26 protein-coding genes and 2 tRNA genes are annotated in these 24,632 nt (G+C 74.5%); 26 read left to right on the plus strand and 2 right to left on the minus strand.

Annotated elements, in window-relative coordinates:
- The first annotated feature begins 122 nt into the window (after positions 1 to 122).
- From wrbA to ITJ85_RS06545, 3 genes are read left to right on the plus strand one after another with little or no spacing between them, the layout of a single operon-like run.
- Positions 123 to 719 (plus strand): NAD(P)H:quinone oxidoreductase, encoded by a 597-nt coding sequence (wrbA, locus tag ITJ85_RS06535; RefSeq protein WP_217915552.1) that lies wholly within the window; start codon positions 123 to 125, stop codon positions 717 to 719.
- Positions 716 to 1,723 (plus strand): alcohol dehydrogenase catalytic domain-containing protein, encoded by a 1,008-nt coding sequence (locus tag ITJ85_RS06540; protein WP_217915553.1) that lies wholly within the window; start codon positions 716 to 718, stop codon positions 1,721 to 1,723. The genes wrbA and ITJ85_RS06540 overlap by 4 nt, the downstream gene beginning before the upstream one ends.
- Positions 1,724 to 1,768: 45 nt before the next feature.
- Positions 1,769 to 2,215 (plus strand): OsmC family peroxiredoxin, encoded by a 447-nt coding sequence (locus tag ITJ85_RS06545; protein ID WP_217915554.1) that lies wholly within the window; start codon positions 1,769 to 1,771, stop codon positions 2,213 to 2,215.
- Here the strand turns inward: ITJ85_RS06545 and ITJ85_RS06550 are convergent.
- Positions 2,190 to 2,573, minus strand: a complete 384-nt coding sequence (locus ITJ85_RS06550; RefSeq protein WP_217915555.1) for a cupin domain-containing protein — start codon at positions 2,571 to 2,573, stop codon at positions 2,190 to 2,192. The two genes, ITJ85_RS06545 and ITJ85_RS06550, sit on opposite strands and share 26 nt — an antisense overlap.
- Before the next feature lie 103 nt (positions 2,574 to 2,676).
- On the opposite strand from ITJ85_RS06550, the gene ITJ85_RS06555 reads away from it, so the two are divergent.
- Positions 2,677 to 3,765, plus strand: a complete 1,089-nt coding sequence (locus ITJ85_RS06555) for an IS5 family transposase (RefSeq protein ID WP_217915556.1) — start codon at positions 2,677 to 2,679, stop codon at positions 3,763 to 3,765.
- Between the two features lie 21 nt (positions 3,766 to 3,786).
- On the opposite strand, the gene ITJ85_RS06560 is transcribed toward ITJ85_RS06555, so the two are convergent.
- Entirely contained in the window at positions 3,787 to 4,200 is a 414-nt protein-coding gene (locus ITJ85_RS06560; RefSeq protein ID WP_217915557.1) for a thioesterase family protein, read from the minus strand.
- A 56-nt stretch (positions 4,201 to 4,256) separates the two neighbouring features.
- Here ITJ85_RS06560 and ITJ85_RS06565 point away from each other — a divergent pair, with 56 nt between their 5' ends.
- The 22 genes from ITJ85_RS06565 (at position 4,257) to rpmA (ending at position 24,627) form a co-directional block, all read left to right on the plus strand.
- Entirely contained in the window at positions 4,257 to 4,856 is a 600-nt protein-coding gene (locus tag ITJ85_RS06565) for a DUF1707 SHOCT-like domain-containing protein (protein ID WP_217915558.1), read from the plus strand.
- A gap of 134 nt (positions 4,857 to 4,990) precedes the next feature.
- Positions 4,991 to 5,063 (plus strand) — tRNA-His (locus ITJ85_RS06570).
- A gap of 18 nt (positions 5,064 to 5,081) precedes the next feature.
- Positions 5,082 to 5,163: transfer RNA gene (locus ITJ85_RS06575), tRNA-Leu, on the plus strand.
- Positions 5,164 to 5,195: 32 nt separating this feature from the next.
- On the plus strand, positions 5,196 to 6,620 hold the full coding sequence (tig, locus tag ITJ85_RS06580) for a trigger factor (protein WP_217915559.1): 1,425 nt from the start codon (positions 5,196 to 5,198) through the stop codon (positions 6,618 to 6,620).
- A gap of 31 nt (positions 6,621 to 6,651) precedes the next feature.
- A complete protein-coding gene (gene clpP, locus ITJ85_RS06585) occupies positions 6,652 to 7,236 on the plus strand; it encodes an ATP-dependent Clp endopeptidase proteolytic subunit ClpP (RefSeq protein WP_217915560.1) in 585 nt (194 codons plus the stop codon).
- 21 nt (positions 7,237 to 7,257) lie between these two features.
- A complete protein-coding gene (gene clpX, locus ITJ85_RS06590; protein ID WP_217915561.1) occupies positions 7,258 to 8,529 on the plus strand; it encodes an ATP-dependent Clp protease ATP-binding subunit ClpX in 1,272 nt (423 codons plus the stop codon).
- 23 nt (positions 8,530 to 8,552) lie between these two features.
- Positions 8,553 to 11,090 (plus strand): valine--tRNA ligase, encoded by a 2,538-nt coding sequence (locus ITJ85_RS06595; protein WP_217915562.1) that lies wholly within the window; start codon positions 8,553 to 8,555, stop codon positions 11,088 to 11,090.
- Positions 11,087 to 12,436, plus strand: a complete 1,350-nt coding sequence (locus ITJ85_RS06600) for a bifunctional folylpolyglutamate synthase/dihydrofolate synthase (RefSeq protein WP_217915563.1) — start codon at positions 11,087 to 11,089, stop codon at positions 12,434 to 12,436. Before ITJ85_RS06595 ends, ITJ85_RS06600 begins: the two co-directional genes overlap by 4 nt.
- Before the next feature lie 16 nt (positions 12,437 to 12,452).
- Positions 12,453 to 13,127, plus strand: a complete 675-nt coding sequence (locus ITJ85_RS06605; RefSeq protein ID WP_217915564.1) for a hypothetical protein — start codon at positions 12,453 to 12,455, stop codon at positions 13,125 to 13,127.
- On the plus strand, positions 13,120 to 13,533 hold the full coding sequence (ndk, locus tag ITJ85_RS06610; RefSeq protein ID WP_217915565.1) for a nucleoside-diphosphate kinase: 414 nt from the start codon (positions 13,120 to 13,122) through the stop codon (positions 13,531 to 13,533). The genes ITJ85_RS06605 and ndk overlap by 8 nt, the downstream gene beginning before the upstream one ends.
- A complete protein-coding gene (locus ITJ85_RS06615; RefSeq protein WP_217915566.1) occupies positions 13,530 to 14,120 on the plus strand; it encodes a Maf family protein in 591 nt (196 codons plus the stop codon). Before ndk ends, ITJ85_RS06615 begins: the two co-directional genes overlap by 4 nt.
- Entirely contained in the window at positions 14,117 to 14,371 is a 255-nt protein-coding gene (locus ITJ85_RS06620; protein ID WP_217915567.1) for a hypothetical protein, read from the plus strand. The genes ITJ85_RS06615 and ITJ85_RS06620 overlap by 4 nt, the downstream gene beginning before the upstream one ends.
- Positions 14,372 to 14,456: 85 nt before the next feature.
- Entirely contained in the window at positions 14,457 to 14,672 is a 216-nt protein-coding gene (locus tag ITJ85_RS06625) for a hypothetical protein (protein WP_217915568.1), read from the plus strand.
- A 261-nt stretch (positions 14,673 to 14,933) separates the two neighbouring features.
- Complete coding sequence (locus ITJ85_RS06630) at positions 14,934 to 15,938, plus strand: rod shape-determining protein (RefSeq protein WP_246496329.1); 1,005 nt, start codon at positions 14,934 to 14,936, stop codon at positions 15,936 to 15,938.
- 13 nt (positions 15,939 to 15,951) lie between these two features.
- A complete protein-coding gene (mreC, locus tag ITJ85_RS06635; RefSeq protein ID WP_217915569.1) occupies positions 15,952 to 16,875 on the plus strand; it encodes a rod shape-determining protein MreC in 924 nt (307 codons plus the stop codon).
- Positions 16,872 to 17,450: a rod shape-determining protein MreD gene (gene mreD, locus ITJ85_RS06640; RefSeq protein ID WP_217915570.1), complete on the plus strand. Its 579-nt coding sequence runs from the start codon at positions 16,872 to 16,874 to the stop codon at positions 17,448 to 17,450. The genes mreC and mreD overlap by 4 nt, the downstream gene beginning before the upstream one ends.
- Complete coding sequence (mrdA, locus tag ITJ85_RS06645; RefSeq protein ID WP_217915571.1) at positions 17,447 to 19,408, plus strand: penicillin-binding protein 2; 1,962 nt, start codon at positions 17,447 to 17,449, stop codon at positions 19,406 to 19,408. The genes mreD and mrdA overlap by 4 nt, the downstream gene beginning before the upstream one ends.
- The gene (rodA, locus tag ITJ85_RS06650; protein ID WP_217915572.1) at positions 19,408 to 20,583 is read left to right on the plus strand and encodes a rod shape-determining protein RodA; all 1,176 of its coding nucleotides are present in this window, start codon (positions 19,408 to 19,410) and stop codon (positions 20,581 to 20,583) included. The genes mrdA and rodA overlap by 1 nt, the downstream gene beginning before the upstream one ends.
- Positions 20,584 to 20,585: 2 nt before the next feature.
- Positions 20,586 to 21,467: a DUF697 domain-containing protein gene (locus ITJ85_RS06655; protein WP_217915573.1), complete on the plus strand. Its 882-nt coding sequence runs from the start codon at positions 20,586 to 20,588 to the stop codon at positions 21,465 to 21,467.
- Between the two features lie 49 nt (positions 21,468 to 21,516).
- Positions 21,517 to 23,040: an Rne/Rng family ribonuclease gene (locus ITJ85_RS06660; protein WP_217915574.1), complete on the plus strand. Its 1,524-nt coding sequence runs from the start codon at positions 21,517 to 21,519 to the stop codon at positions 23,038 to 23,040.
- Between the two features lie 1,004 nt (positions 23,041 to 24,044).
- Positions 24,045 to 24,344, plus strand: coding sequence for a 50S ribosomal protein L21 (gene rplU, locus ITJ85_RS06665; RefSeq protein WP_217915575.1), 300 nt, complete (start codon positions 24,045 to 24,047; stop codon positions 24,342 to 24,344).
- Positions 24,345 to 24,360: 16 nt separating this feature from the next.
- Entirely contained in the window at positions 24,361 to 24,627 is a 267-nt protein-coding gene (rpmA, locus tag ITJ85_RS06670) for a 50S ribosomal protein L27 (RefSeq protein ID WP_217915576.1), read from the plus strand.
- The last annotated feature ends 5 nt before the right edge of the window (positions 24,628 to 24,632 follow it).

The raw sequence follows: 24,632 nt of genomic DNA on the forward strand, positions 1-24,632 counted from the left end.
GGAGGTCGCCGCCCCGCCCCGGCCGCCGCGGTCGCAGGGCGGGCACGAGCCGGCGAGGCCGCCGCCAGCACCACCGCGCGGCAGGCCCCACCCCCGCAGACCACGGACAGGGAGCACCCCTCATGGCCAACGTCGCCGTCATCTACTACAGCGCCACCGGCAACGTGCACAGGCTCGCGCACGCGGTCGAGGAGGGCGCTCGCGAGGCAGGCGCCGAGACGCGCCTGCGCCATGTCGCCGAGCTGGCGCCCGAGGAGGCGATCGCCCAGAACGAGGGCTGGATGGCGCACCGGCGCGACGTCGCCGACGAGCCCGAGGCCTCGCTGGACGACCTCGAGTGGGCGGACGCCTACATCCTCGGCACGCCCACCCGGTTCGGCAACGTGTCGTCGCAGCTCAAGCAGTTCATGGACACGACCGGCGGCCTCTGGTCGGAGGGCAAGCTCGCGGACAAGGTCGCCGCCGGCTTCACCAGCGCGATGAACCCGCACGGCGGGCAGGAGTCGACGCTGCTCGCGCTCTACAACACCTTCCACCACTGGGGCGCGTACATCGTCACGCCGGGCTACACCGACCCGCGCTCGTTCGCGGCGGGCGGCAACCCGTACGGCGTCAGCAGCAGCCAGGAGCCGACGGGCGAGGAGCTCGACGCCGCCCGGTACCTCGGCGAGCGGGTGGCGACGGTCGCGGCGAGGCTGGCGGTAGCCTCCCCCGTGTGAGGGTCGCGATGTACCACGGCGGGGGACGGGTCTCCCTCAAGGAGTACCCGGACCCCGTCGCGGGACCCGGCGAGCTGCTGGTGCGCGTGCGCGCCTGCGGCCTCTGCGGGAGCGACCTGATGACCTGGTACCAGGACCCGCGCGCGCCGGTGGTGCTGGGCCACGAGCCGGTGGGGGAGGTGGTCGCCGCCGGGCCCGGGGCCCCGGTGGACGTCGGCGCGCGGGTGCACGTGCACCACCACGTGCCGTGCATGACGTGCGCGCTGTGCCGCGCCGGCCGGCACACGCTGTGCGAGACGTTCCGGCGCACACGCATCGAGCCCGGCGGGCTGGCGGAGCTGATCCGCGTGCCGGCCGAGAACGCGGCGCTCGACGTGCTGGCGCTGCCGGACGACCTGCCCGACTGGGCCGCCACCCTGGTCGAGCCCCTCGGCTGCGTGGTGCGCGGCCAGCGCTGGGCCGGCGTGCGCCCCGGCTCGCGGGTGGCGGTGGTCGGCGCCGGCGGCATGGGCCTGCTCGAGGTGGGCGCCGCGCTCGCCGCCGGCGCGGCGGCGACCGCGGTGGTGGAGCCGCGCGAGGACCGGCGCGCGCTCGCCCTGGCCGCTGGGGCCGTCGCGGCGCTGGAGGAGGCCGACCCGGCCGCCCTGGCGGAGGCGCTCGGCGGGCCCGCCGACCAGGTCTTCGTGTGCACGGGCGCGCCGGCGGCGATCGCCGCCGCGCTGCCGCTGGCCGGCCCCGCCGGCGTGGTGCAGCTGTTCGCGCCGCCCCGGCCGGGGACGCCCGTGCCGCTCGACCTGGGCGCCGCGTTCTTCCGCGAGGTGACGGTCCAGTCGACCTACTCGGCGGGCCCCCACGACACCCGCGACGCGCTCGGCCTGCTCGCGGCCGGGGCGATCGACGCGGCCCTGATCGTCTCGCACCGCCTGCCGCTGGAGGAGGTCGAGGAGGCCTTCCGCCTGGCCCGCTCGGGGGAGGCGGTCAAGGTCGTGGTCGAGCCGACGTAGGGTAGGGGGACACCCCCGACCACCACGACGACCGAGGAGCGTGCGATGCCGAGCGCCGACCGCCGTGCAGAGGCGACCTGGGAGGGCGACCTCCTGAAGGGCAGTGGCAAGCTGGACTTCATCTCGAGCGGGGCGGCGTCGTCGCTCGACATCACCTGGGCCTCGCGCGTCGAGACCGCCGACGGGCGCACGAGCCCCGAGGAGCTGCTCGCCGCCGCGCACGCCTCCTGCTACGCGATGGCCTTCTCGAACATCCTCGCCAAGGGCGGCACGCCGGCCGAGCGCCTCCACGTCACGGCGGTGGTGTCCGTCAACCCCAAGGAGGGCGGCGGCATCCAGGTGACCGACTCCAAGCTCACCGTACGCGGCACGGTGCCCGGGATCGACGACGCGGCGTTCAAGGACGCGGCGGCGAAGGGCGAGGCGGGCTGCCCGATCTCGAACGCCATCCGGGGCAGCGTGGCCATCAGCCTGGACGCGAGCCTGGAGTAGCGGGCCGGCCGCGGTCGACGAGGGCGGTGCAGAGGAAGCCGAGCGGCTCGTCGCCGAGCGCGCTGAGCCGGTGGGTCTCGCCGGACGACACGAACACCGCGTCGCCCGGGCCGGCGCGCTCGGTGCGCTCGCCGAGGAGCACCTCGGCCCGTCCGTGCAGGATCAGGATCGCGTGCTCGTGGGCGTGCGCCTCGAGGGCCGAGGCGCCGCCCGCGGGGATCCTGAAGTAGCGCAGCTCCACGTCGCGCGCGCCGTCGGCCGCGCCGACCAGCACGTGCCGCTCGGCGCCGGAGGCGTACGCCCGCGGCGCGACGCCCGTCCACGTCCATCCCTCGCCCCGCCGGCGCACCAGGCCCATGCGGCGAGGATACGGCGCCCCGCCCGCGCTCAGGGCCTGTGTATGAACTGATCCCGGTACCGATCAGGGATCTCTGCCACTGCACCGATGGAAACGGTGCGTCATGGCCTACCCGAGCGACCTCACCGATGACGAGTGGCGCCTCGTCTGCGACCTGCTGGAGCCCGCATCGGGCCGGCGGGGCCGTCCGCCTGCCATCTCGCGGCGAGCGATCGCCAACGCGATCCTCTACCTCGCCCGTACAGGGTCGCCGTGGCGATACCTGCCGTCGGAGTATCCCGCCTGGGGCACGGTCTGGCAGCAGTTCCGCCGCTGGCGCGACGCAGGCGTCTGGGCGAAGCTGCTCACCCGCCTTCGCCAGATCGCCCGGCTGATGAAGGGCCGCACGGTCGACCCCTCGATGCTGATGGTCGACGCCCAGGTCGCGCGTGGCGGCCGCGCCGGCCCGTCGTTCCATGAGCCGGGCGGCCGCGGCGGTCGCACCAACGGCGCCAAACGCACGCTGCTACTCGACATCACCGGCTCGCCGGTCGCGGTGCGGGTCGACTCGGCCCGACCACAGGATGTACGCGTCGCTCGCGAGCTCCTCGAGGCGGTGCTCGACGCCATGCCGAGCGTCAGGGCGATCGTCGCCGACCGCGGCTACCGCGGGCTGGCGGCGATGTGCGCACGCCGCGGCATCGCCCTCGACATCAAGGCGCCACCGAAGGGCGCCTCGCGCGTCATGCTCGGCATCCGGGGCCTCGTCCGAACCCGCCTCGCGCGCGCCATCTCCGACGCGGCCTGGGGCGACTTCGAGCGCCAGCTCGACTACAAGCTGGCCTGGCGCTCGGGCGAGCTGATCCGCGCGCCGCGTTGGCTGCCCTCGACCCGGGCCTGCTCGGCCTGCGGCGAGGTCGGCCCTGCAGTGCCGCTCTCCGAGCAAACCTTCACCTGCTCAGGATGCGGCCACTCGGCCGACCGCGACACCGACGCGGCCGCCGTGCTCGCTGCCTGGGCCGACGGCCGGATCACCCTGGATGCCGAACTCGAGGACCGTCGCCCGGAGGTGCCGGGAGACGCGAAACGCTCGCTCCGCGGGGAGCCCGCCCGGGAGGTGCCAGCTGGCATCCCTGGACGCCCCGGCGATCGGACGAGGAGCCCGCTCGCGGGCAGGGCGGAGAAGGCCGCCGTGTCAGAGCTCGCGGCCTAGCCGGAGTTCATACACAGACCGTCAGCCCGCCTTGCGCGCCACGCCGGCCTCGAAGCGCGCCCGGTCCACCACGAAGCGGCGGTGGGTGCCCGCGCAGATGCGGTCGCGCTCGTCGTGCGCCTCGGCCGAGAACAGCAGGGCGCGGCCGTCGACCTGCTCGAGGCGCACCCGGGCCACGACCTCCATGCCCGGCGGCGTGGCCGCGTCGTGGCTCAGGTCGACGTGCACGCCGAGCGACATCTCGCCCGCGTCCAGGTGGTCGGCGATCGCGCGGATGCAGGCCCACTCGACGAAGCCGACCATGAAGCCGGTCGCGAAGACCTCGGGCATCGCCGCGAACTCGGGCGACTCGGGGTAGAGGCGGGGCACGGTCTTGCCGGGCGGCACCACGAACCGCAGCTCGTGGGTCAGCCCGGGGGCGAGCGAGGGCTTCACGGGGCCTCCTCGGCGGGGACGTCCCGCATCATGCCGGTCGTGCCAGACTGGGCGCGATGGGTGCCGACGAGACAGGCCTCGTCCGGGCGAGCGACGCCGAGCGGGACCGGGCGCTCGAGGCGCTGGGCGCGGCCACGGCCGAGGGGCGCCTGACGCTCGAGGAGCACGCCGAGCGGGCGGCCGCGGCGCTCGCGGCGACCACCCGGGCCGAGCTGGAGGCGCTCACCGCCGATCTGCCGGCGGCGCCGGCGCCGCCGGCGGGCGGGCGCGGGCGCGGGCGCCGCTGGGTGCTCGGCATCCTGGGTGGCGACGACCGTCGCGGGCGCTGGCGCATCGGGCCGCGCTGCACGGTGGTCAACGTGATGGGCGGCGCCGACCTCGACCTGCGCGACGCGGTGGTGGAGGGTCCCGAGACCGAGATCGTGGTCTTCTCGCTGATGGGCGGCTCCACCATCACCGTGCCCGAGGGCGCCGACGTCGACGCGGGCGGGTTCGCGCTCCTGGGCGGCAACGACGTGCGGGTCGAGGGCCCGCCGCCGGCCCGCGGGGCGCCGCGCATCCGCGTGCGCGCCTACTCGGTCATGGGCGGCACCGACGTGCGCACCCCGAAGGAGCGCCGCCGAGAGCGCCCACGCCTGCACGGTCACTCGGCGTAGTCCGGCGGCCCGCCCCGGCGGCGTCGCCGCAGGTGCCGCCGTCCGGGCGGATCCCGAGGTCGCCCGCTCGGGCGACCGTGGAACGCGCTCGTCGCCCCCGCTATGCTGCCGTGCACGGGCCGGGCCCGTACATGGTGGACGTAGCTCAGCTGGTAGAGCTCCTGGTTGTGGTCCAGGCGGTCGTGGGTTCGAATCCCATCGTTCACCCCTCGGAGCCGGTTGCGGGCGGGTGTGGCGGAACCGGTAGACGCGCTAGGTTTAGGTCCTAGTGGGGCAACCCATGGAGGTTCGAGTCCTCTCACCCGCATACAACCGATCCGCCCTGCGGCGGGGGAGCACATGCCGCTGACCGCCGAGGTGACGACCCTCGAGGAGAACCGCGTCCGCCTGGACGTCGCGGTCCCCGAGGATGAGGTCCAGAAGCAGATGGACCGCGCGATCCGCAAGCTGGGTCGCGAGGTCCGGGTGCCGGGCTTCCGGCCGGGCAAGGCCCCCGCGGAGGTGATCCTCCAGCGGGTCGGCCAGGACGCGGTCGTGCAGGAGATGCTCCGCAGCGCGCTCGGCGACTGGTACTCGCAGGCCGTCGACGAGACCGGCATCGTGCCGATCGACGACCCCGACCTGGCGCTCGACGACGTGCCCGACGAGGGCGACCTGACCTTCAAGGCGACCGTCCAGGTGCGCCCGAGGGCGACGCTCGGCGACTACGCCGGCGTCGAGGTCGGCAGGGCCGAGCCCGAGGTTCCCGAGGGCGCCCTCGAGGAGCAGCTCGAGCGCGTGCGCGAGCAGGCCGCCCGCCTGACCCCGGTCGAGCGGGCCGCCGCGCAGGGCGACTTCGTGGTCATCGACTTCGACGGCAGCTCCAAGGGCAAGCGCCTGAAGAACGCCACGGCCCGCGACTACCTCGTGGAGCTGGGCGGCGGCCGCTTGGTGCCCGAGTTCGACAGCGCCCTGACCGGCATGTCGGCGGGCGAGTCGACGACCTTTCCGGTCACCTACGGCGACGAGGACGGCCGGCCGGAGCTGCGGGGCCAGACCGTCGAGTACACGGTCACCGTCAAGCAGGTGCAGGAGAAGCAGCTGCCCGAGCTGACGGAGGACCTCGCGCTCGAGGTGAGCGAGTTCGACACGATCGACGAGCTGCGCGCCGACCTCGAGCGGCGCCTGCGGGAGGCCGCCGAGGCCCAGGTGGACGAGCTCTACCGGCGCATGGTCATCGACGCGGTCACCGAGCGCGCGACGGTCGACGTGCCCGCCGTGATGGTCGACCGGCGCGTCGGCACGATCCTGCAGCAGACCGCCAACCAGCTCCCCCAGGGCGTCTCGTTCGAGCAGTACCTGGCCGCCACCGGGCGCACGCTGGAGCAGGTCGTCGAGGAGCTGCGGCCCGACGCCGAGATGGCGATCCGCCGTGAGCTGGTGGTGGAGGCGGTCGCGGACGAGCAGGGCGTCGAGGTCTCCGACGAGGAGATCGAGGAGCAGGTGCGCGCGGACGCCGAGGCCACCGGCCGCAGCGTCGACCGCCTGATGCACGACCTGCGCCACCACGGCGGGTGGGAGGCGCTGCGGCAGGACCTGCGGCTGAAGAAGGCCGTGGACCACCTGATCGAGAGCGCGACCGCCATCCCCATGGCGCAGGCCGAGGCCCGCGAGGCCCTCTGGACGCCGGAGGACGAGCGCCGGAAGGCCGCGGAGGCGCGCCCGGAGGCGGAAGGGAAGCCGGCGCCCGCCGGGAAACTGTGGACGCCCGGCGACCCCCGCTAGTGCCGGCCGCACGAGACGAAAGCGCATCCGAATGAGCCCCCTCATCCCCATGGTCGTGGAGCAGACCTCGCGCGGCGAGCGCTCCTTCGACATCTACTCGCGGCTGCTCAACGAGCGGATCGTCTTCATCGGCACGCCGATCGACGACCAGATCGCGAACCTGGTCGTGGCCCAGCTGCTCCACCTGGAGAGCGAGGACCCCGACAAGGACATCTCGGTCTACATCAACTCGCCGGGCGGCTCGGTGTACGCCGGCCTCGCGATCTACGACACGATGCAGTTCATCAAGCCCGACGTGGCGACGATCTGCGTCGGCATCGCGATGAGCATGGGCGCCCTGCTGCTGGCGGGCGGCGCGCCGGGCAAGCGCATGGCGCTGCCGAACGCCAAGATCCTCATCCACCAGGTGTCCAGCGGCTTCAGCGGCCAGGCGACCGACATCGAGATCCACGCGCGCGAGATCCTCGACCTGCGCACGCGGCTCGACCAGATCATCGCCAAGCACACCGGCCAGGAGCTCGAGAAGGTGGCCAAGGACACGGAGCGCGACTTCTTCATGAGCGCCGAGGAGGCGCGGGAGTACGGCATCGTCGACCGGGTGATCGAGAGCCACTGACCCCGCCCGGGGGCACCGCCGATGGCCAAGTCGACCGAGCCCAACGAGCAGCTCCTCTGCAGCTTCTGCGGCAAGTCGCAGCGGCAGGTCAAGAAGCTGATCGCCGGTCCCGGCGTCTACATCTGCGACGAGTGCATCGATCTCTGCAACGAGATCATCGACGAGGAGCTCACGACCCCGGTCTCCTTCGACCCGGACTCGCTCCCGCGGCCGCGTGAGATCTACGATGTCCTGAACGACTACGTGGTGGGGCAGGAGGAGGCCAAGCGCACGCTGGCCGTCGCCGTCTACAACCACTACAAGCGCGTCAACATGATGTCGGCGGGCGACTCCGACATCGAGCTGCAGAAGAGCAACATCCTGCTGCTGGGGCCCACCGGCTGCGGCAAGACGCTGCTCGCCCAGACGCTGGCGCGCATCCTCAACGTGCCGTTCGCGATCGCCGACGCGACCGCCCTCACCGAGGCCGGCTACGTGGGCGAGGACGTCGAGAACATCCTGCTCAAGCTGATCCAGGCCGCCGACTTCGACGTGAAGAAGGCCGAGACCGGGATCATCTACATCGACGAGGTCGACAAGATCGCGCGAAAGGCGGACAACCCGTCGATCACGCGCGACGTGTCGGGCGAGGGCGTGCAGCAGGCGCTGCTGAAGATTTTGGAGGGCACGGTCGCCTCGGTGCCGCCGCAGGGCGGGCGCAAGCACCCGCACCAGGAGTTCCTCACCATCGACACCACGAACGTGCTGTTCATCTGCGGCGGGGCCTTCGCGAACCTCGAGCAGATCATCGAGCGGCGCATCGGCCACAAGGGCGTGGGCTTCGCCGCCGACGTCCGCAGCCGCCACGACCACGACCCGCACGACCTGTTCAGCGACGTGCTGCCCGAGGACCTCATGAACTACGGGCTCATCCCCGAGTTCATCGGCCGCCTGCCGGTCATCTCGGCCGTGCACCAGCTCTCGCGCGACGACCTCGTGCAGATCCTGACCGAGCCCAAGAACGCGCTCGTGCGCCAGTTCCGCCGCTTCTTCAGCTTCGACGACGTCGAGCTGCACTTCGCCGAGGACTCGCTCAACGCGATCGCCGACAAGGCGCTCGAGCGCGAGACCGGCGCGCGCGGTCTGCGCTCCATCATGGAGACGGCGCTGCTCGACGTGATGTTCGAGCTGCCCTCGCGCGACGACGTCCGCAAGTGCGTGGTCACCCGCGAGACGATCGAGCGCGGGCTGCCGCCGACCCTCGTCACCGAGGCGCCCGGGCGGGCCGCCGAGGCCGGCGGGGAGTCCGCGTAGCCGCGCCCCGCCGCCCGCCCGCCATGTCGACCGCTCCGCCCACCCGCTACGACCCCGCGCGCGTCGAGGCCCGCTGGTCCGAGGCCTGGCAGGCCGCCGGCGTGGGCCACGCCGACCCGTCGAGCGACCGGCCGCCGTTCTCGATCGCCATCCCGCCGCCCAACGTCACGGGCGTGCTGCACATGGGCCACGCGCTCAACAACACGATCCAGGACGTGCTCGTGCGCACCCGGCGCATGGCCGGGGACGAGACCCTGTGGATCTGCGGCACCGACCACGCCGGCATCGCCACCCAGGCGGTGGTCGAGAAGTCGCTCGCCGCCGAGGGCGTGCGCCGCGCCGACCTCGGCCGCGAGGAGTTCGTGCGCCGCGTGTGGGGGTGGAAGGACGAGTACGGCGGCCGGATCATCGACCAGCTCCGGCGCCTGGGCTGCACGCTCGACTACGGGCGCGAGCGCTTCACGATGGACGAGGGCTACGCCGACGCGGTGCTCCAGGTCTTCGTGCGGCTGTACGAGAAGGGCTGGATCTACCGCGACCGCTACATGGTCAACTGGGACCCCGGCCTCGGCTCGGCGATCTCCGACCTGGAGGTCGAGGACCGCGAGGTCACCGACACGCTGGTCAGCATCGCGTACCCCCTGGCGGACGGCGACGGCGAGATCGTGGTGGCCACCGTGCGGCCCGAGACGATGCTCGGCGACACCGCCGTGGCCGTGAACCCGGCCGACGAGCGCTACCGCGCGCTGGTGGGGCGCACCGTGCGCCTGCCGCTCGTGGGCCGCGAGATCCCGATCGTGGCCGACGACCACGTGCAGCCCGAGTTCGGCACCGGCGCCCTCAAGGTGACGCCGGCCCACGCGGCCGACGACATGGACATCGCGCGCCGCCACGACCTCGAGTGGATCAACGTGATCGGCGAGGACGGGCGCATGACGCCCGAGGCGGGGGAGCGCTACGCGGGGCTCACCCCGGCCGAGTGCGCCGAGCGGGTCGTGGCCGACCTGCGGGCGCAGGGGCTGATCCGCGCCGAGCGGGAGTACACCCACACCGTGCCCTTCTCGCACCGCTCCGGCGCGCGGGTGGAGCCGCTCGTGTCGCTGCAGTGGTTCTGCGACATGAGCGAGCTCGCCAAGCCCGCGATCGCCGCGGTGGAGGAGGGGCGGGTGCGCTTCACCCCCGCCAAGTGGGGCGAGGTCTACCTCGACTGGATGCGCGAGATCCGGCCGTGGTGCATCTCGCGCCAGCTCTGGTGGGGCCACCAGATCCCGGTCTGGTACCGCGGCGACGAGGTCCACGTCGGCACGAGCGCCCCCGAGGGCGAGGGCTGGGAGCGCGACCCGGACGTGCTCGACACCTGGTTCAGCTCGGCCCTGTGGCCGTTCGCGACCCTCGGCTGGCCGCGGCGCACGCCCGAGCTGGAGCGGTTCTACCCCACCCGGGTCCTCTCGACGGCACGCGACATCATCTTCCTGTGGGTGGCCCGCATGGTGATGATGGGCGTGGAGTTCATGGGCGCGGAGCCCTTCTCCGACGTCTACATCCACTCGGTGGTGCAGGCGCCCGACGGCCGGCGCATGAGCAAGTCGCTCGGCACGGGCATCGACCCGCTGGAGCAGGTCGACCAGCACGGCGCCGACGCGCTGCGCTTCGGCCTGCTGATGATGTCGAGCACCCAGGACGTGCGCTACAGCGCCGACCGCATCGACCAGGGGCGCCAGCTCGTCACGAAGCTGTGGAACGCCACGCGCCTGGTGGTCGACCGCGGCGGCCGGGTGCAGCCCGGGCCGCCGCCCGCCCGCACCCTGGCCGACCGCTGGATCGCCTCGCGCATCGCCGACGCCACCGAGCGCGCCCGCGAGCTGACCGACGCCTTCGCGCTCTCCCAGCTCGCCGACCTCGTCTACCACCTGGTCTTCGACGACTACTGCGACTGGTACCTGGAGCTGCTGAAGGCGGGCGAGGCCACCGCGGAGATGGCCGGGCACGCGCTCGAGCAGCTGCTCGCCCTGGCGCACCCGCTGATGCCGTTCGTCACGGAGGAGTGCTGGTCGCAGCTGCCCGGCTCGGAGGGGCTCATGGCGGTCCACGCGCCGCCGAGCGCGCCGGGTCCGCGCGACGAGGCCGCCGAGGGCGAGATCGACGAGGTCCGCGAGGTGGTCACCGCCCTGCGCGCCTACCGCTCGAAGCGCAACCTGCCGCCGCGCACGCCGCTGGTGATGGACCCGGCGCCGCACCCGGCGGCCGCGGCCCTCGACGCGGTGGCGGCGGCCGACGACGCGACCCGTCCCACGCTCGTGAAGACCCTGCTCGGCGGGGGCCGCTCCATCGCGGTCGGCCCGGCCGCCGAGGCGATCGACCCCGAGGTCGAGCGCCGGCGCCTGGCCGACGAGCTGACGCGCGCCGAGTCGGAGCTCGAGCGGGCCACGCGCAAGCTCGCCGACGCCCGGTTCGTCGAGCGCGCGCCGGCGCACCTGGTGCAGGCCGAGCGCGACAAGGCCGAGCGGTACGCCGCCGAGCGCGAGGCCCTGTCCGCCCGGATCGCAGCGCTGGGCGGGTGACCCCCGGGGAGGCCCGCGCCTGGATCGCCGGGCTCGAGATCCTGGGGATGCGGTTCGGCCTCGAGCGCACCGACGCGCTGCTGGCGGCGCTCGGCGACCCCCAGCGGTCCGCCCCGGCGCTGCACGTGGTCGGCACCAACGGCAAGTCCTCGACGGCGCGCCTGGCGGCGGCCGTCCTGGCGAGCCAGGGCCTGCGGCCGGGCCTCTACATGTCGCCGCACGTCAGCGACTGGACCGAGCGCTACGTGATCGACGGCGCGCCGCTGGCCGACGCGGCGTTCGCCGCGGCCGCCGCGCGGGTGCGCGAGGCCGCCGAGGGGCTCGCCCTGCCCGAGGGCGAGCGGGTGACCCAGTTCGAGGCGCTCACCGCGATCGCCTTCACGGCCTTCCGGGCGGCGGGGGCGGACGCGCTCGTGGTCGAGGCCGGCCTCGGCGGCCGCTACGACGCGACGAACGTCCTCAAGCCCGGCGCCGCGGTGATCCTGACCAACGTGGCGCTCGAGCACACGGAGCTGCTGGGCGACACGGAGGCCGCGATCGCGGCGGAGAAGCTCGCGGTGTGCGCCGACGGCCACGACCGGCTCGTGGTGGGACCGCTCACGCCGGCGGCCCGGGCCGCGGTCGACGCGGAGTGCGCCCGCCGCGGGCTGCGCCCGCTGCGCTACGGCGACGACCTGCGCGCCGCCGGCGGCGAGGGCGGCGTGGACGTGACCCTGCCCGACGGCCGCTACGGCGGGCTGCCGCTCGCCCTGCGCGGCGGCTTCCAGCGCGAGAACCTGGCCGTCGCGATGGCGGGGGCCCGGCTGGTGCTGGGCCGCCCGATCGACGCCGGGCCCCTGCGCCCTGCGCTCGCCGCGGTGCGGATGCCGGGGCGCCTGGAGGTGCTGCCCGGCGCGCCGCCCGTCCTGCTCGACGGCGCCCACAACCCGGCGGGCATGGCGGCGCTCGCCGGCGAGCTGCCGGCCCTGCTGGAGGGGCGGCGGCCGGTCGTGGCGGTCACCTCGGTGCTCGCCGACAAGGACGCCGCCGCGATGATGGGCGCGCTCGCGGGCGTCGCCGACGAGGTGATCGCGACCCGCTCCGCCCACCGGCGGGCGGTGCCGGCCGGCGACCTCGCCGCGACCGCGCGCGGGGCGGCGCGCGCTCGCGCGCCGTGGCCGACCCGCACAGGGCGCTCGCCGCCGCGCGCGCGGCGGCGGGGCCGGACGGCGCGGTGCTGGTCGCAGGCTCCCTCTACCTGCTCGCCGACCTGCGCCCCGCGCTCGTGGAGGCCGCCACGGGGCCCCCTGCTACACTCGCGCGCGCCCGGAAGGGCACCGATCCCACCGAGGCGAAGTAGGCCGTGATGGCAGAGGCACAAGCGTGATCGCGCACGTCGCGGCGCAGGCCGGGACGAACACCTCCGACACCGGGGACCCGTTCCAGTCGATCGAGAGCTTCTTCGACTCGGGGCTCTGGAGCGCGCTCACCGTCATGCTCCAGATCTTCGTGGTCCTCCTGTGGCTGGCGCTCGCCTACTGGACCTGGCAGGACGCCCGCCGGCGCATCGAGTCGCCGCAGCTGGTGGCCGCCTGCGTCGCCCTGTCGGTCGTGCTGCCGTTCCTCGGCTCGGTGATCTACCTCATCGTCCGCCCGCCGGAGTACCTCGACGAGGCCCGCGAGCGCGAGCTGGAGCTGCTCGCGCTGGAGCAGCGGCTCGGCGAGCTGGGCGACCAGCAGGGCAAGGAGATCGTCTCCCGCATGCTCGCCCGCGAGGGCCTGACCGGCGACTCGGTGTCGCTGTCGCGCTCCCTGCGCCAGGCGGGGCTGGCCTCGCACGACGAGGTGCAGGACCTCGACAAGCGCCTCACGGAGCTCGAGTTCCGCATGCGCGTGGCCGACCGCACCGCCCTCAGCCCGGACGAGCCGGCCGCGACCCGCGTCCGCCGGGCGCGCGAGCTGCCGGCGACCCCCTCCACCGAGCCCCCGACCGGCGACACGGGGCGCAGGCCCCGCCTGCGCCGGCCCTCCCGACCCGACCAGGAGCGGTATGACTGAGCGATCGTTCGTGATGGTGAAGCCCGACGGCGTGGCCCGCGGGCTGACCGGCGAGATCATCTCGCGCATCGAGCGGCGGGGCTTCCGCATCGCGGCCCTCCGCAAGGCCACGATGGAGCGCGGCGTCGCCGAGGAGCACTACGGCGAGCACCGCGAGCGGCCCTTCTTCGGCGAGCTCGTCGAGTTCATCACCTCGGGCCCGGTCGTGATGATGGCCGTCGAGGGCGGCGAGGGCACCGTCGCCGCGCTGCGGGCGATGATGGGCACCACGAACCCGCTCGACGCCGCCCCGGGCACGATCCGCGGCGACTTCGCCACCGAGGTGGGCGAGAACATCGTCCACGGCTCGGACGGCGTGGAGTCGGGCGCCCGCGAGCTGGCGCTGCACTTCCCCGAGCTGGGGTGATCCTGCTCGCGTCGCGCTCGCCGCAGCGGCGGGCGCTGCTCGGGCTGACGGGCGTGCCGTTCCGCGTCGCGGTGTCGGGCGTCGACGAGGGGGAGGACCCCCTCGTCAACGCCCGCGCCAAGGCGCGCGACGTGGCGGCGCGCCTCGGCGTGCCGCCGGAGGGCGCCGTGCTCGGGGCCGACACCGAGGTGCTGCTCGACGGCCGGGCGCTCGGCAAGCCGGCCGACGCGGACGAGGCGGCCGCGATGCTGCGCGCCCTGGCGGGCCGCGGGCACGTCGTGCGCACGGCGGTGCACCTGGTGACCGCCGCGGCGGGCCACGACCTCGTGGACGACGCGACCGTCGCCGTCCGGCCCCTCGGCGAGGCCGAGGTGGCCTGGTACGCGGGCACGGGGGAGTGGCGCGACCGGGCCGGCGGGTACGCCATCCAGGGCCGGGGCGCGACGCTCGTCGCGCGGATCGAGGGCGACCATTCGACGGTGGTCGGCCTGCCGCTCGGCGCGCTGTCGGCGCTGCTGGGCGAGCTGGGCCTCGCGCCGTGGGCGCGCGGGGCGGTGGGGGCCACGACGACGGAGGGGCGGCGGTGAGCGAGACGCGCTACGCGATCATCCACGAGGCCGACGGCGACACGATCTGGCGCTGGCAGACCGGCCGCAAGGCGAAGTTCGTCGAGTACGGCGGCTACCACAAGGCCCGCGAGCTGGCCGCCGCGGCCGGCGCCGAGTTGGCGCTGTGGGGCGCCCAGTACGGCCGGCGGGGCGTGCCGGGCGACGCCTCGCAGGCCCAGATCGAGGCGGCGGTCGACGAGGCCGCCGAGCGGCGCGAGACGCACTCGTAGCGATCCCGGGGACGCCGGGCGCCCCGGCGCCCCGGGGGTCGTCCCGCGCGCGGGCGCGCGCGACGCGGGCGCTATCCTCCCTCGGATGAGCCCGCCGCTGTTCGCCGACGACAACTCCTCGTACCGCCGCGCGGCGCGGCGTGCCGAGCGCGAGGAACGGCGCCGCGAGGAGCGCCGCCGGGAGATCCTCGCCACGCTGCGGCGGCTCAAGGAGGAGGCCGGCGACGCCGCCCTGGTCGCCGAGCGCGAGCGCGCCCGCCGCCACGCCGACCTGCTGGAGCGCTACCCGCCGCAGTGGTGAGGGCGAGGGGGGCGGCGGCAAACGGCATGGGATGCCCGTTCCGCCCGGTGCTGAAACGTTGCGCCGGGTGGTGAGCGCGGCGGCGAAACGCTACGCTCGCCGCTGCGTCACGCCGCGCCCCGGGCGCGGCCTGGCGGCCGCGCACGCGACGCGGGTGGCGCCGTGGTCGTCGCGGCTGCGTGCCCTGTCCCGCGAGGGGTCACACAGAGGGAGATTCCGATCGGCTTCTGGAGTTACCTGACCGGCTTCGGCGGGCGTGACATGGCCGTCGACCTCGGCACCGCCAACACGCTCGTCTACGTCCGCGGCCGCGGCATCGTGCTGTCCGAGCCGTCGGTGGTCGCGATCGACCAGCGCACGGGCGAGGTGCACGCGGTGGGCATCGAGGCCAAGCGCATGCTCGGCCGCACGCCCGGCAACATCAGCGCCATCCGGCCGCTGAAGGACGGCGTCATCGCCGACTTCGACGTGACCGAGCAGATGCTGCGCCACTTCATCCAGAAGGTGCACCAGAACCGCTGGGCGCACCCGCGGGTGGTGGTGTGCGTGCCCTCGGGCGTCACCGGCGTGGAGAAGCGCGCGGTGGAGGAGGCGACCCTGTCGGCCGGCGCGCGCAGCGCGTTCCTCATCGAGGAGCCGATGGCGGCCGCGATCGGGGCGGGCCTGCCCGTGGCCGAGCCCACCGGCAACATGGTGGTGGACATCGGCGGCGGCACCACCGAGGTGGCCGTCATCTCGCTCGGCGGCATCGTGGTGGCCCAGTCGATCCGCGTGGGCGGCGACGAGCTCGACGAGGCGATCATCAGCTACGTCAAGAAGGAGTACAAGCTGATGATCGGCAGCCAGACCGCGGAGGAGGTGAAGCTCGAGATCGGCTCGGCCTACCCGCTGCGCGAGGAGGTCCAGGCCGAGATCCGCGGCCGCGACATGATCACGGGCCTTCCGAAGACGGTCGTGCTGTCCTCCGAGGACGTCCGCGAGGCGCTCGAGGAGCCGATGCAGCAGATCGTCGACGCGGTGAAGAGCACGCTCGACAAGACCCCGCCCGAGCTGGCCTCGGACATCATGGACCGCGGCATCATGATGGCCGGCGGCGGCTCGCTGCTGCAGGGCCTGGACGAGCGCCTGCGCCGCGAGACCGAGATGCCGATCCACGTCGCCGAGTCGCCCCTGACCTGCGTCGCGGTGGGCTCGGGCCGCTCCCTCGAGGAGTTCGAGGTCATGCAGAAGGCGTCGTCGAACGGACGGCAGCGGAAGCGCTACTGAGCAGCCGCATCTGATGTCCACCTCCGCGAGCACCGGGATCGCCCGGCGGCGGGCCATCCTCCGCCGCGGGGTGATCGCCACCCTCGTGGTGGTGTGCCTGGCGATCTTCACCGGCTACTTCCGCGAGTCATCCGACGGCCCGCTGCACGACGCGCAGGGCGCCGCGGCGAGCGTGGTGGCGCCGGTCCAGGAGGTCGCGACCCGCGCCCTCGAGCCGTTCCGCGACGCCTGGGGCTGGGCCACCAGCCTGCGCGACGCCCGCGACCGGGCGGCCGCGCTCGAGGCCGAGGTCGAGGAGCTGCGCGGCCGGGCCGTGTTCGACGCCGTCCGCGAGCAGCGCCTGGCCGAGCTCGAGGCGACGCTCGGGGTGGAGCCGCTGCTCGACACCGAGCGGCGGCTGGGCGGCTACGAGCCGGTCACCGGGCGGGTCATCGCGCGCTCGTTCACCGACTGGTACCGCAGCGCGCGCGTCTCGGTGGGCGCCGGCGACGGCGTGGTGCGCAACTCGCCCGTGGTCGCGGGCACCCAGCGCGGGGCCGCGCTCGTGGGCGTGGTGACCTCGGTCAGCGGCTCGCAGGCCGACGTCGCCTTCATCACCGACGGCCGCACGGAGGTCGGGGCCGGCATCCCCGAGGCCGGCAACTTCCAGGGCCTGGTGCAGTCGATCAGCCCCGGGCAGCTGCGCCTGAGCGGGGTGCCGCGCGCCGCGCCGGTCAAGGCGCTGCAGTCGGTCGTGACCGCCGGGTGGGCGCGCGGCCGGCTCAAGTCGATCTACCCGCCGGGCATCCCGATCGGCCAGGTGACGAGCGTCGGCGGCCAGGAGGTCGACGTGCAGCAGACGGTGCAGGTCACGCCGTACGTCGACCCGCGCACGCGCTCCTACCTCACGGTCCTCGTGCCGACCAGCCCCGAGGCGAAGGAGCGTGCCGCCGGGTGAGCGAGGCCACGCGCAGGGTCATCGGCCCGGCGACGCCGCGGCCGCGCGGCCGGCCCGGGCGGGCCGCGCTCGGCTCGGTGGCGGTGCTGACGCTGCTGGCGGTGATCCTCGAGGTCTCGGTCATGCCGTACGTCAACCTGTTCGACGGCATCCCGGACCTGATCGCGCCGACCGTGGTGGCCGTGGCGCTGCTGCGCGGCTCGCTCGTCGGCGCCGTCACCGGCTTCGCCGCCGGGCTGCTCGTGGAGATGACCGCGCCGATCGGCACCCTCGGCGTGCTGGCCCTGCTCTACCTCGTCGTGGGCGCCTGGTGCGGCCGCTACTGCGAGCGCGAGGAGTCGTCGAGCCTGCTGGCGCCGCTCGGCCTCTCGGTGGCCGCGGCCCTGTTCGTGCAGCTCGGCTACATGCTCGTGCAGCTGATGCTCGGCAACGGCATGCCGGCGTCCGAGTTCGTCGCCGAGGTGCTGTTCCCGACCCTGGCCCTGACCGCCCTGCTCAGCCCGCCGGTGGTGCTGGCGGCGCGGCGGCGGCTGGGCGCGCCCCGCGTCGTCGAGCCCCTGTCGGTGCCCGGATGAGCACGACCACGCCCGGGCGGCGCACGACGACGCGCCCCGGTCGGGGCGGCGGCGGCTGGGCGCCGGCGCTGACGCCGCGCATCGCGGTGCGCATCGCGATCCTCGGCGGCATCGCCCTGGCGCTGCTCTCCGTGCTGCTCGTGCGCCTGTGGTTCCTGCAGGTGATCAGCGGCGAGCAGTACGCCGAGCGCGCCGAGGGCAACCGCCTGCGCACGGTGGTCACCGAGGCCCCGCGCGGCAACGTCCTCACCCGCGACGGCGTGCCGCTCGTCACCAACCGGCAGGGCGAGAACCTGGTCGCGCGGCCGCGTGAGCTGACCGGCCCCCGCCGCGAGCGCGTGCTGCGGCGCCTGGCCGTCCGCCTGCGCGCGGCCGGCGTCGACACCTCGCTGCCGGCGATGCGCCGCGCGATGACCGCCGGCGACGACCGGCCCCTCGAGCCGGTCGTGCTCGCGGAGAACATCCCCGACGACCTCTACCGCTACATGGCCGAGCGCCGGCGCGACTTCCCGGGCGTCTCGCTGCAGCGGTCCTGGCTGCGCGACTACCCGCAGGGCGCCCTCGGCGCCCACATCGTGGGCTCCACGGGGCGCATCGGGCCGGAGGAGATCGACGACTACCGGCGCCGCGGCTACTCCGGCAACGAGACGGTGGGCAAGGGCGGCATCGAGGCCCAGTACGAGCGGTACCTGGCCGGCACGCCGGGCGAGGCGCTCATCGAGGTCGACGCCTCGGGCGAGCCGCGCGGCCGCGAGTTCATCTCCTCGCAGGCGCCGACGCCGGGGCGCGACATCCAGCTGTCGATCGACAGCGACACGCAGCGGGCCCTCGAGGACGCGCTCGGCCAGGCCGCGCGCGTGACCGGGGCCACCGGCGCCTCGGGCGTCGCGCTCGACCCCGACACGGGGGAGGTGCTCGCGCTCGCCTCGTACCCCACCTTCGAGCCCGAGATGTTCGTGGAGCGCGACCAGCGCAAGCTGACCCGCTTCCTCAACGACAGCTCGAGCCCCGGCCTCGACCGGGCGATCGGCGGCGTCTATCCGGCAGGATCCACGTTCAAGCCCATCACCGCGTCGGCCGCGCTGCGGGCCAACCTGATCGAGCCCACCACGCAGCTCGAGTCGATGTCGTCGATCACGCTCTACGAGCAGGAGTTCGACAACTTCCGCAACCTGTACCACGGCTGGGTCGACCTGCCGTCGGCGATGCGGGTGTCGAGCGACACCTACTTCTACCAGGTGGCCGACATGCTCTACCGCGCCGAGAGCGAGCGGAACAAGCGCTTCCCGCTGCAGGAGGAGGCGCGCCGCTTCGGCCTCGGCAAGCCCACGGGCATCGACCTCGCCGGCGAGCAGGCCGGCACGGTGCCCGACCCGCCGTGGAAGCAGCGGCAGTACGCGGGCCCCGACTACACCGACTTCCAGCGCTCCTGGCTCGCGGGCGACACCATCCAGCTCGGCATCGGCCAGGGCTTCCTCCAGGTGACGCCCCTGCAGATGGCCGTCGCGTACGCCGCGATCGCCAACGGCGGCACCGTGGTCACGCCCAGCGTGGGCCGCCGGGTGCTCGAGCCGAGCGGCCGGGTGGTGCGCGAGCTGTCGAAGGGCAGGCCCACGCGGACGGTGGAGATCGCCGCGCAGGACCTCGCCGCGATCCGCCAGGGGCTGTTCGACGCGGCCAACGGGGTCGATGGCACGGCGACCGCCGTGTTCGGCAACCTGCCCGACGGCAAGAAGGTGGCGGGCAAGACCGGCACCGCCGAGCCGGGCGACGGGGGCGAGGACCACTCGTGGTTCGTCGGCTACGGCCCCTTCGAGGACCCGCAGATCGTGGTCGCGGTGGTGGTCGAGCGCGGCGGCACCGGCGCGAACGCGGCCGCCCCGGCCGTCTGCACCACGATGGGCGCCTTCCTCGACTACGACGCCGGCCTGTGCGGCGAGGGCGCGGAGGCCAACTGATGACGACGCTCGCCCCGCCCTCCGGACGCCCGCGCAGCGGCACGGCCGAGCGCCTGCGCTCGGCCGTGGCCGGGCTCGACTGGATCATGCTGTTCGCCGTCGCGGCGCTCACGGCGTTCAGCCTGTTCGTGATCGGCCGCTCGACCGAGGGCGACGTCGAGGGCGACCCGCGCTTCTTCCTCGACCGCCAGATCCTGTTCGTGGCGGTGGGCGGCGTGCTGATGCTGGTGGCCACCCGCATCGACCTCGACTGGCTCAGCCGCTGGTCGTGGGCGCTGTGGGGCGGCCTGCTGGGCGCCCTCGCGGTCGTGTTCGCGTTCGCGAGCACCATCCGCGGCACGCGGTCGTGGATCGAGCTCGGGCCGTTCAACCTGCAGCCGTCCGAGATGGGCAAGATCGTGATCATGGTCGTGCTGGCGGCGCTGGTCATCGACCGCGCCGACGACATCGGCTCGCTGCGCTTCACGGCGCTCGCGGCGGTCGTCGCGTCCATCCCGGCGGTGATCATCTTCCTGCAGCCCGACCTCGGGACCTCGCTGGTCTACTGGGTCGTGCTCGCGGCCGTGCTGTTCCTGGCCGGCGTGCCGTGGGTGCAGTTCGCGACCTTCGGCTCCGCGCTGGCCGTGGTGATCCTCGCCGTGCTGTGGATCCTGCCGGCGGCCGGCATGCCGGTGCTGAAGGAGTACCAGGTGGAGCGCCTCACGGCGTTCATGGGCGCCGAGCGCGACTCGAGCGACGCCGGCTACCAGCTCGACCAGAGCAAGACGGCCATCGGCTCGGGCGGCACGCTCGGCAAGGGGCCCGACGGCGCGACCCAGGCCAACAACAACTTCCTGCCCGAGCACCACACCGACTTCATCTTCGCCGTGACGTCCGAGATGTTCGGCTTCGCCGGCGGCGGGCTGCTGATCCTGCTGTTCGGCCTGCTGATCTGGAGGGGGTTGCGGACGATGGCCCGCGCCTCCAGTCAGATGGACATGCTCGTGGCCGGCGCGATCGTCGCCATGCTCTGCTTCCAGGTGTTCGTTAACATCGGCATGAACGTGGGCATCATGCCGATCACCGGGATCCCGCTCCCGCTCATGAGCTACGGGGGGAGTCACACCCTCTCGACCATGGCGGCCATCGGGCTGCTGCTCGGCATCCACCAGCGCCGCTCGGCCGTCCCCGGCTAGCGGTGGGCGCCCTCGGACTGGCCACGCGCGGCCTCAAGGCCGCGCGACCCGTGCTGGACGCCGTGCGCGCCGCCGAGGCCCTCGCGAAGGAGGGCGGCGAGGTCGCCCTGCTGCCGGGCGGCGAGTCCGCGACCCGGCGCGTGCGCGAGATCCTCGGCACGCCGCCGGCCACGCCCAACGAGGACGCGCTGGCCGTGCTGGCCGTCGCCGAGCCGGCCGACGTCGAGCGCGGCCTGCCGGCGCTGGCGCGCCGGCGCCGCTCGGGCGGCGGCGCGCTCGCCCTGGTGGTGGGCCCGCACGAGCGCCGGCAGGAGCTGGAGCGCCTGCTGCTGGCGGGCCACCGCATCGAGATGTCGGACGTCGCGCACGTGGTGTCGCTCGACGACCGGCGCGGGGTGGACGACGTGATCGAGTCGGTGCTGGCGCGGCTCGGCGACGAGCAGATCGCCGCCGGCGCCCGCAACCCCGGCCTGCGCGCGGCCGTCGGCAGGCGCGTGGTGACCGCGGCCGCCCGGCGCTCCGCGGCGATCGGCGCCCTGCCGCTGCCGGGGCTCGACATGCCGGTGCTCGCGCTGCTGCAGGTGCGGATGGTCGCCGAGCTCGCCGCCGTGTACGACCGGCCCGTCGGCGCGGAGCGCGCCCTCGAGGCCATGGCGGTCGTGGGCGCGGGGTTCGGCTGGAGGGCCGTCGGGCGCAGCGCGTCCGCGGCGATCCCGGTCGCCGGCTGGGCGGTGCGGGGCACGGTCGCCTACGGCGCGACCCGCGCCATCGGCGAGGCCGCGCTCGCGCGCCTCGCGGACGGCCACGATCTCATCGAGGGCGGCGCCCCACTCGAGAAGGCGCGCCCCATCATCGATCGTCTCACCGGCCGGCTCGGCGGGTGAGGCGAGTGCGCGAGGGGAGACTCCTCTGAAGAAGCAGATCCTCGTCTCGGTGGACCGCGCCGAGACCCGCGTGGCGATCCTGGAGGACGGCCGCGCGGCCGAGTGCTACATCGAGCGCCGCGGCCAGCGCTCGGTGGTGGGCCACGTCTGGAAGGGCCGGGTGGAGAACGTCCTCGCCGGCATGGAGGCCGCCTTCATCGAGATCGGCCTCGAGAAGAACGGCTTCCTGCACGTCGACGAGGTCGTTGCCCTCGGCGTGCCCAAGCGCAAGCGCCAGATCGCCGACCTGCTGAAGCGCGGCGACGAGGTCCTCGTGCAGGCGACGAAGGACCCCATGGGCACGAAGGGGGTGCGGCTCACCATGCAGCTGTCGCTCGCCGGCCGCTTCGTGGTCTACGTGCCGTACGGCGACGGCGTCGGCGTGTCCAAGCGCCTGCCCGACGACGAGCGCACCCGCCTGCGCGCGATCTGCGGCGCGCTGCCGCTCGAGAGCGGCGGCCTGATCGTGCGCACCGCGGCGGCCGGCGCCTCCGCCCGCGAGATCGCCCGCGACCTCGCCTACCTCAAGAAGCTCTGGGAGACCCTCCAGGAGCGCGGCAAGCTGGCCACGGCGCCGACGCTGCTCTACTCCGAGGCCGACATCTCGCTGCGCGTCATCCGCGACCTCCTCAACTCCGACGTGAAGGAGGTCCTGGTCGACGACCGCGCCCAGTTCGAGCGCGTGACGGGCTTCCTGCGGCGCACCTCGCCGGAGATGGCCGACCGCGTGCGCCACTGGGACGGCGACACGCCCCTGTTCGAGCAGTACGGCGTCGAGCGGGCGATCCGCAACACCGTCGAGCGGCGCGTCCCGCTGCCGTCGGGCGGCTACCTGGTGATCGACGACACCGAGGCCATGACGGTCATCGACGTCAACTCGGGCCGCAACGTCGGCAAGGGCGGCTCCCGCCTCGAGGACACGATCACCAAGACCAACCTCGAGGCCGCCACCGAGGTCGTCCGCCAGCTGCGCCTGCGCGACATCGGCGGCATCATCATCATCGACTTCATCGACATGGACGACGAGCGCAACCGCAAGGCGGTGAAGGCCGCGCTCGACACCGCGCTCGCCGGCGACCGCACGCGGACCTACGTGGTCGACATCTCGCCGCTCGGCCTGGTCGAGATGACGCGCCAGAACATCTCCGACGGGCCGCGCGAGATCATGAGCGAGGTCTGCCCGACGTGCGCAGGCGTGGGGATCATCCTGAGCGACGAGACCCACGCGATCGCCGTGGAGCGCGAGCTGCGCCAGTCCCTTGCCGGCCGCAGCGAGGCGGCGACCGTCGTCGTGCACCCCCGCGTCGCCGACGTCATCCTCAGCGAGGACGGCGCCCGCCTCGCCGCCCTCGAGGCCGACATCGGATGCCCGATCCGCGTCGAGCGCGACGGCAACGTCGCCCCGGGCTCGGTCCGCGTCAAGGGCGGCTCGGGGTCCGGCGCCGCCGCCGAGCGCCCGGCCGCGGCCGGCTCCGCGCCGTCGCCTACCCGCTCCTCCGCCTCCCGGCGGAGGGTCTCCTCCCGCAGCTCGTAGCCGCGCGGGGGGGCGGCGTCCGCGGTCCGGCTCCCCCGGCGCGCACCGGGTCAGGGAGATCCGGATTGGCGCGCCCTGCGCGCCAACTGGCGCACGGGGACGGCGGGGGCGCCCGGACGACCCGAGGGGTGCGCCACTTGGCGCACGCCGCCCGCGTCAACCGGCGCACGGGGACGACCGGGCGGCCCGGGGGGTGCGCCACTTGGCGCACTCCGCCCGCGCCAACTGGCGCACCGCCCCCGGCCGGCCGGCGTCTGCGCGATCGGCGCACGCCGCCTCGGCCGATCGCACATCGACCGGCGCATCGCCGCGCGCCTCCCGTCACCACCCGGCCGCGCGCGGCGACGGGCGGCCGGGCCAGGATGGGCCCATGGCGCGCAGCCGCTCCACCGCCAGGGGATGGGGCACGCCGCCGTGCGCGATCTGCATGGGGCCGCGGGCGCGCCTGCACCTGCCCTGCGGGGTGAGCGTCTGGCCGTGCCCCGAGCACCGCGCCGACGACGTCCAGCGCGCCCGCGCCGGGCGCGACCTGGCGGCGAGCATCGGCGCGCTCCGGCAGGCGGCGGGCGTCATGTCGGCCCGCCGCGCGCGCGCCCGCCGTGCGCCTCCGCCGCCTCCAGTGCCGGGGGCGCGAGCACGCCGCCCGCCGCCTCGGCTCGTACGCCCGGCCGGCCCGTCGGGCCGAGGCCGAGCGGCGCTCCAGGGTCGGCGAGCGCCCGGCGGCGATGATCGGCGAGCCGGGCGCCCGCCACGCCGCGGGCCCGGCCCGGTCCCCCGGCAGGCGCGCCATGCAGCGCTGGTTCGGCGCGGGCCGCCGGCTGGGGCGCGAGGACCCGCCCACCCGCCGGCCGACCCGCCGCCCGGCCCCGACGACGCCGCCCGGGACCGCCGGCGCGCGGCCCCGCGGCGGTCGGCACGGACACGGATGCGACGCCGGCATGGCGATCGGCGCCCCGGAGCGGTAACATCCGCCGTCGCTCGTCAACCGGTCAGGAACAGGGATCGTGCCGAACTACGCCGTCATCGCCCTCGGGGGCAAGCAGTACCGCGTCCGCGAAGGCGAGCGCCTGCTCGTCGACCGCCTCGCCCACGACGAGGGGGCCAGCTTCCAGCCGCGCGTCCTCGCCACCGGTGACGACGGCGGCATCGCCGACGGCGGCGCCGTCACCGCGACGGTGGAGGAGCACGTGCTCGGCCGGAAGGTCCGCGTCTTCACCTACAAGCCGAAGCGGAACTCGCGCAGGTCGCGCGGGCACCGCTCGCGCCTGTCGCGGGTCCGCATCGAGTCGATCACCGCCGGCTGAGCGAGGGAGGGCCGAGATGGCACACAAGAAGGGTGGCGGCTCCAGCCGCAACGGTCGTGACTCCAAGCCGAAGATGCTCGGCGTGAAGGTGTTCGCCGGGCAGGTCGTGCCGGCCGGGTCGATCATCGTGCGCCAGCGCGGGACCCGCTTCAAGCCGGCCGACGGCACGGGGATCGGCCGCGACCACACGATCTTCGCCACGGTCTCCGGCCGCGTGGAGTTCACGCAGGGCCGCAAGGGCCGGCGCATCTTCGTGCGCCCCGAGGAGCCCGCGGCCGTCTAGCGGGC

The organism is Miltoncostaea marina (assembly GCF_018141525.1).
In the GTDB taxonomy this organism is placed as follows: Bacteria; Actinomycetota; Thermoleophilia; order Miltoncostaeales; family Miltoncostaeaceae; genus Miltoncostaea; species Miltoncostaea marina.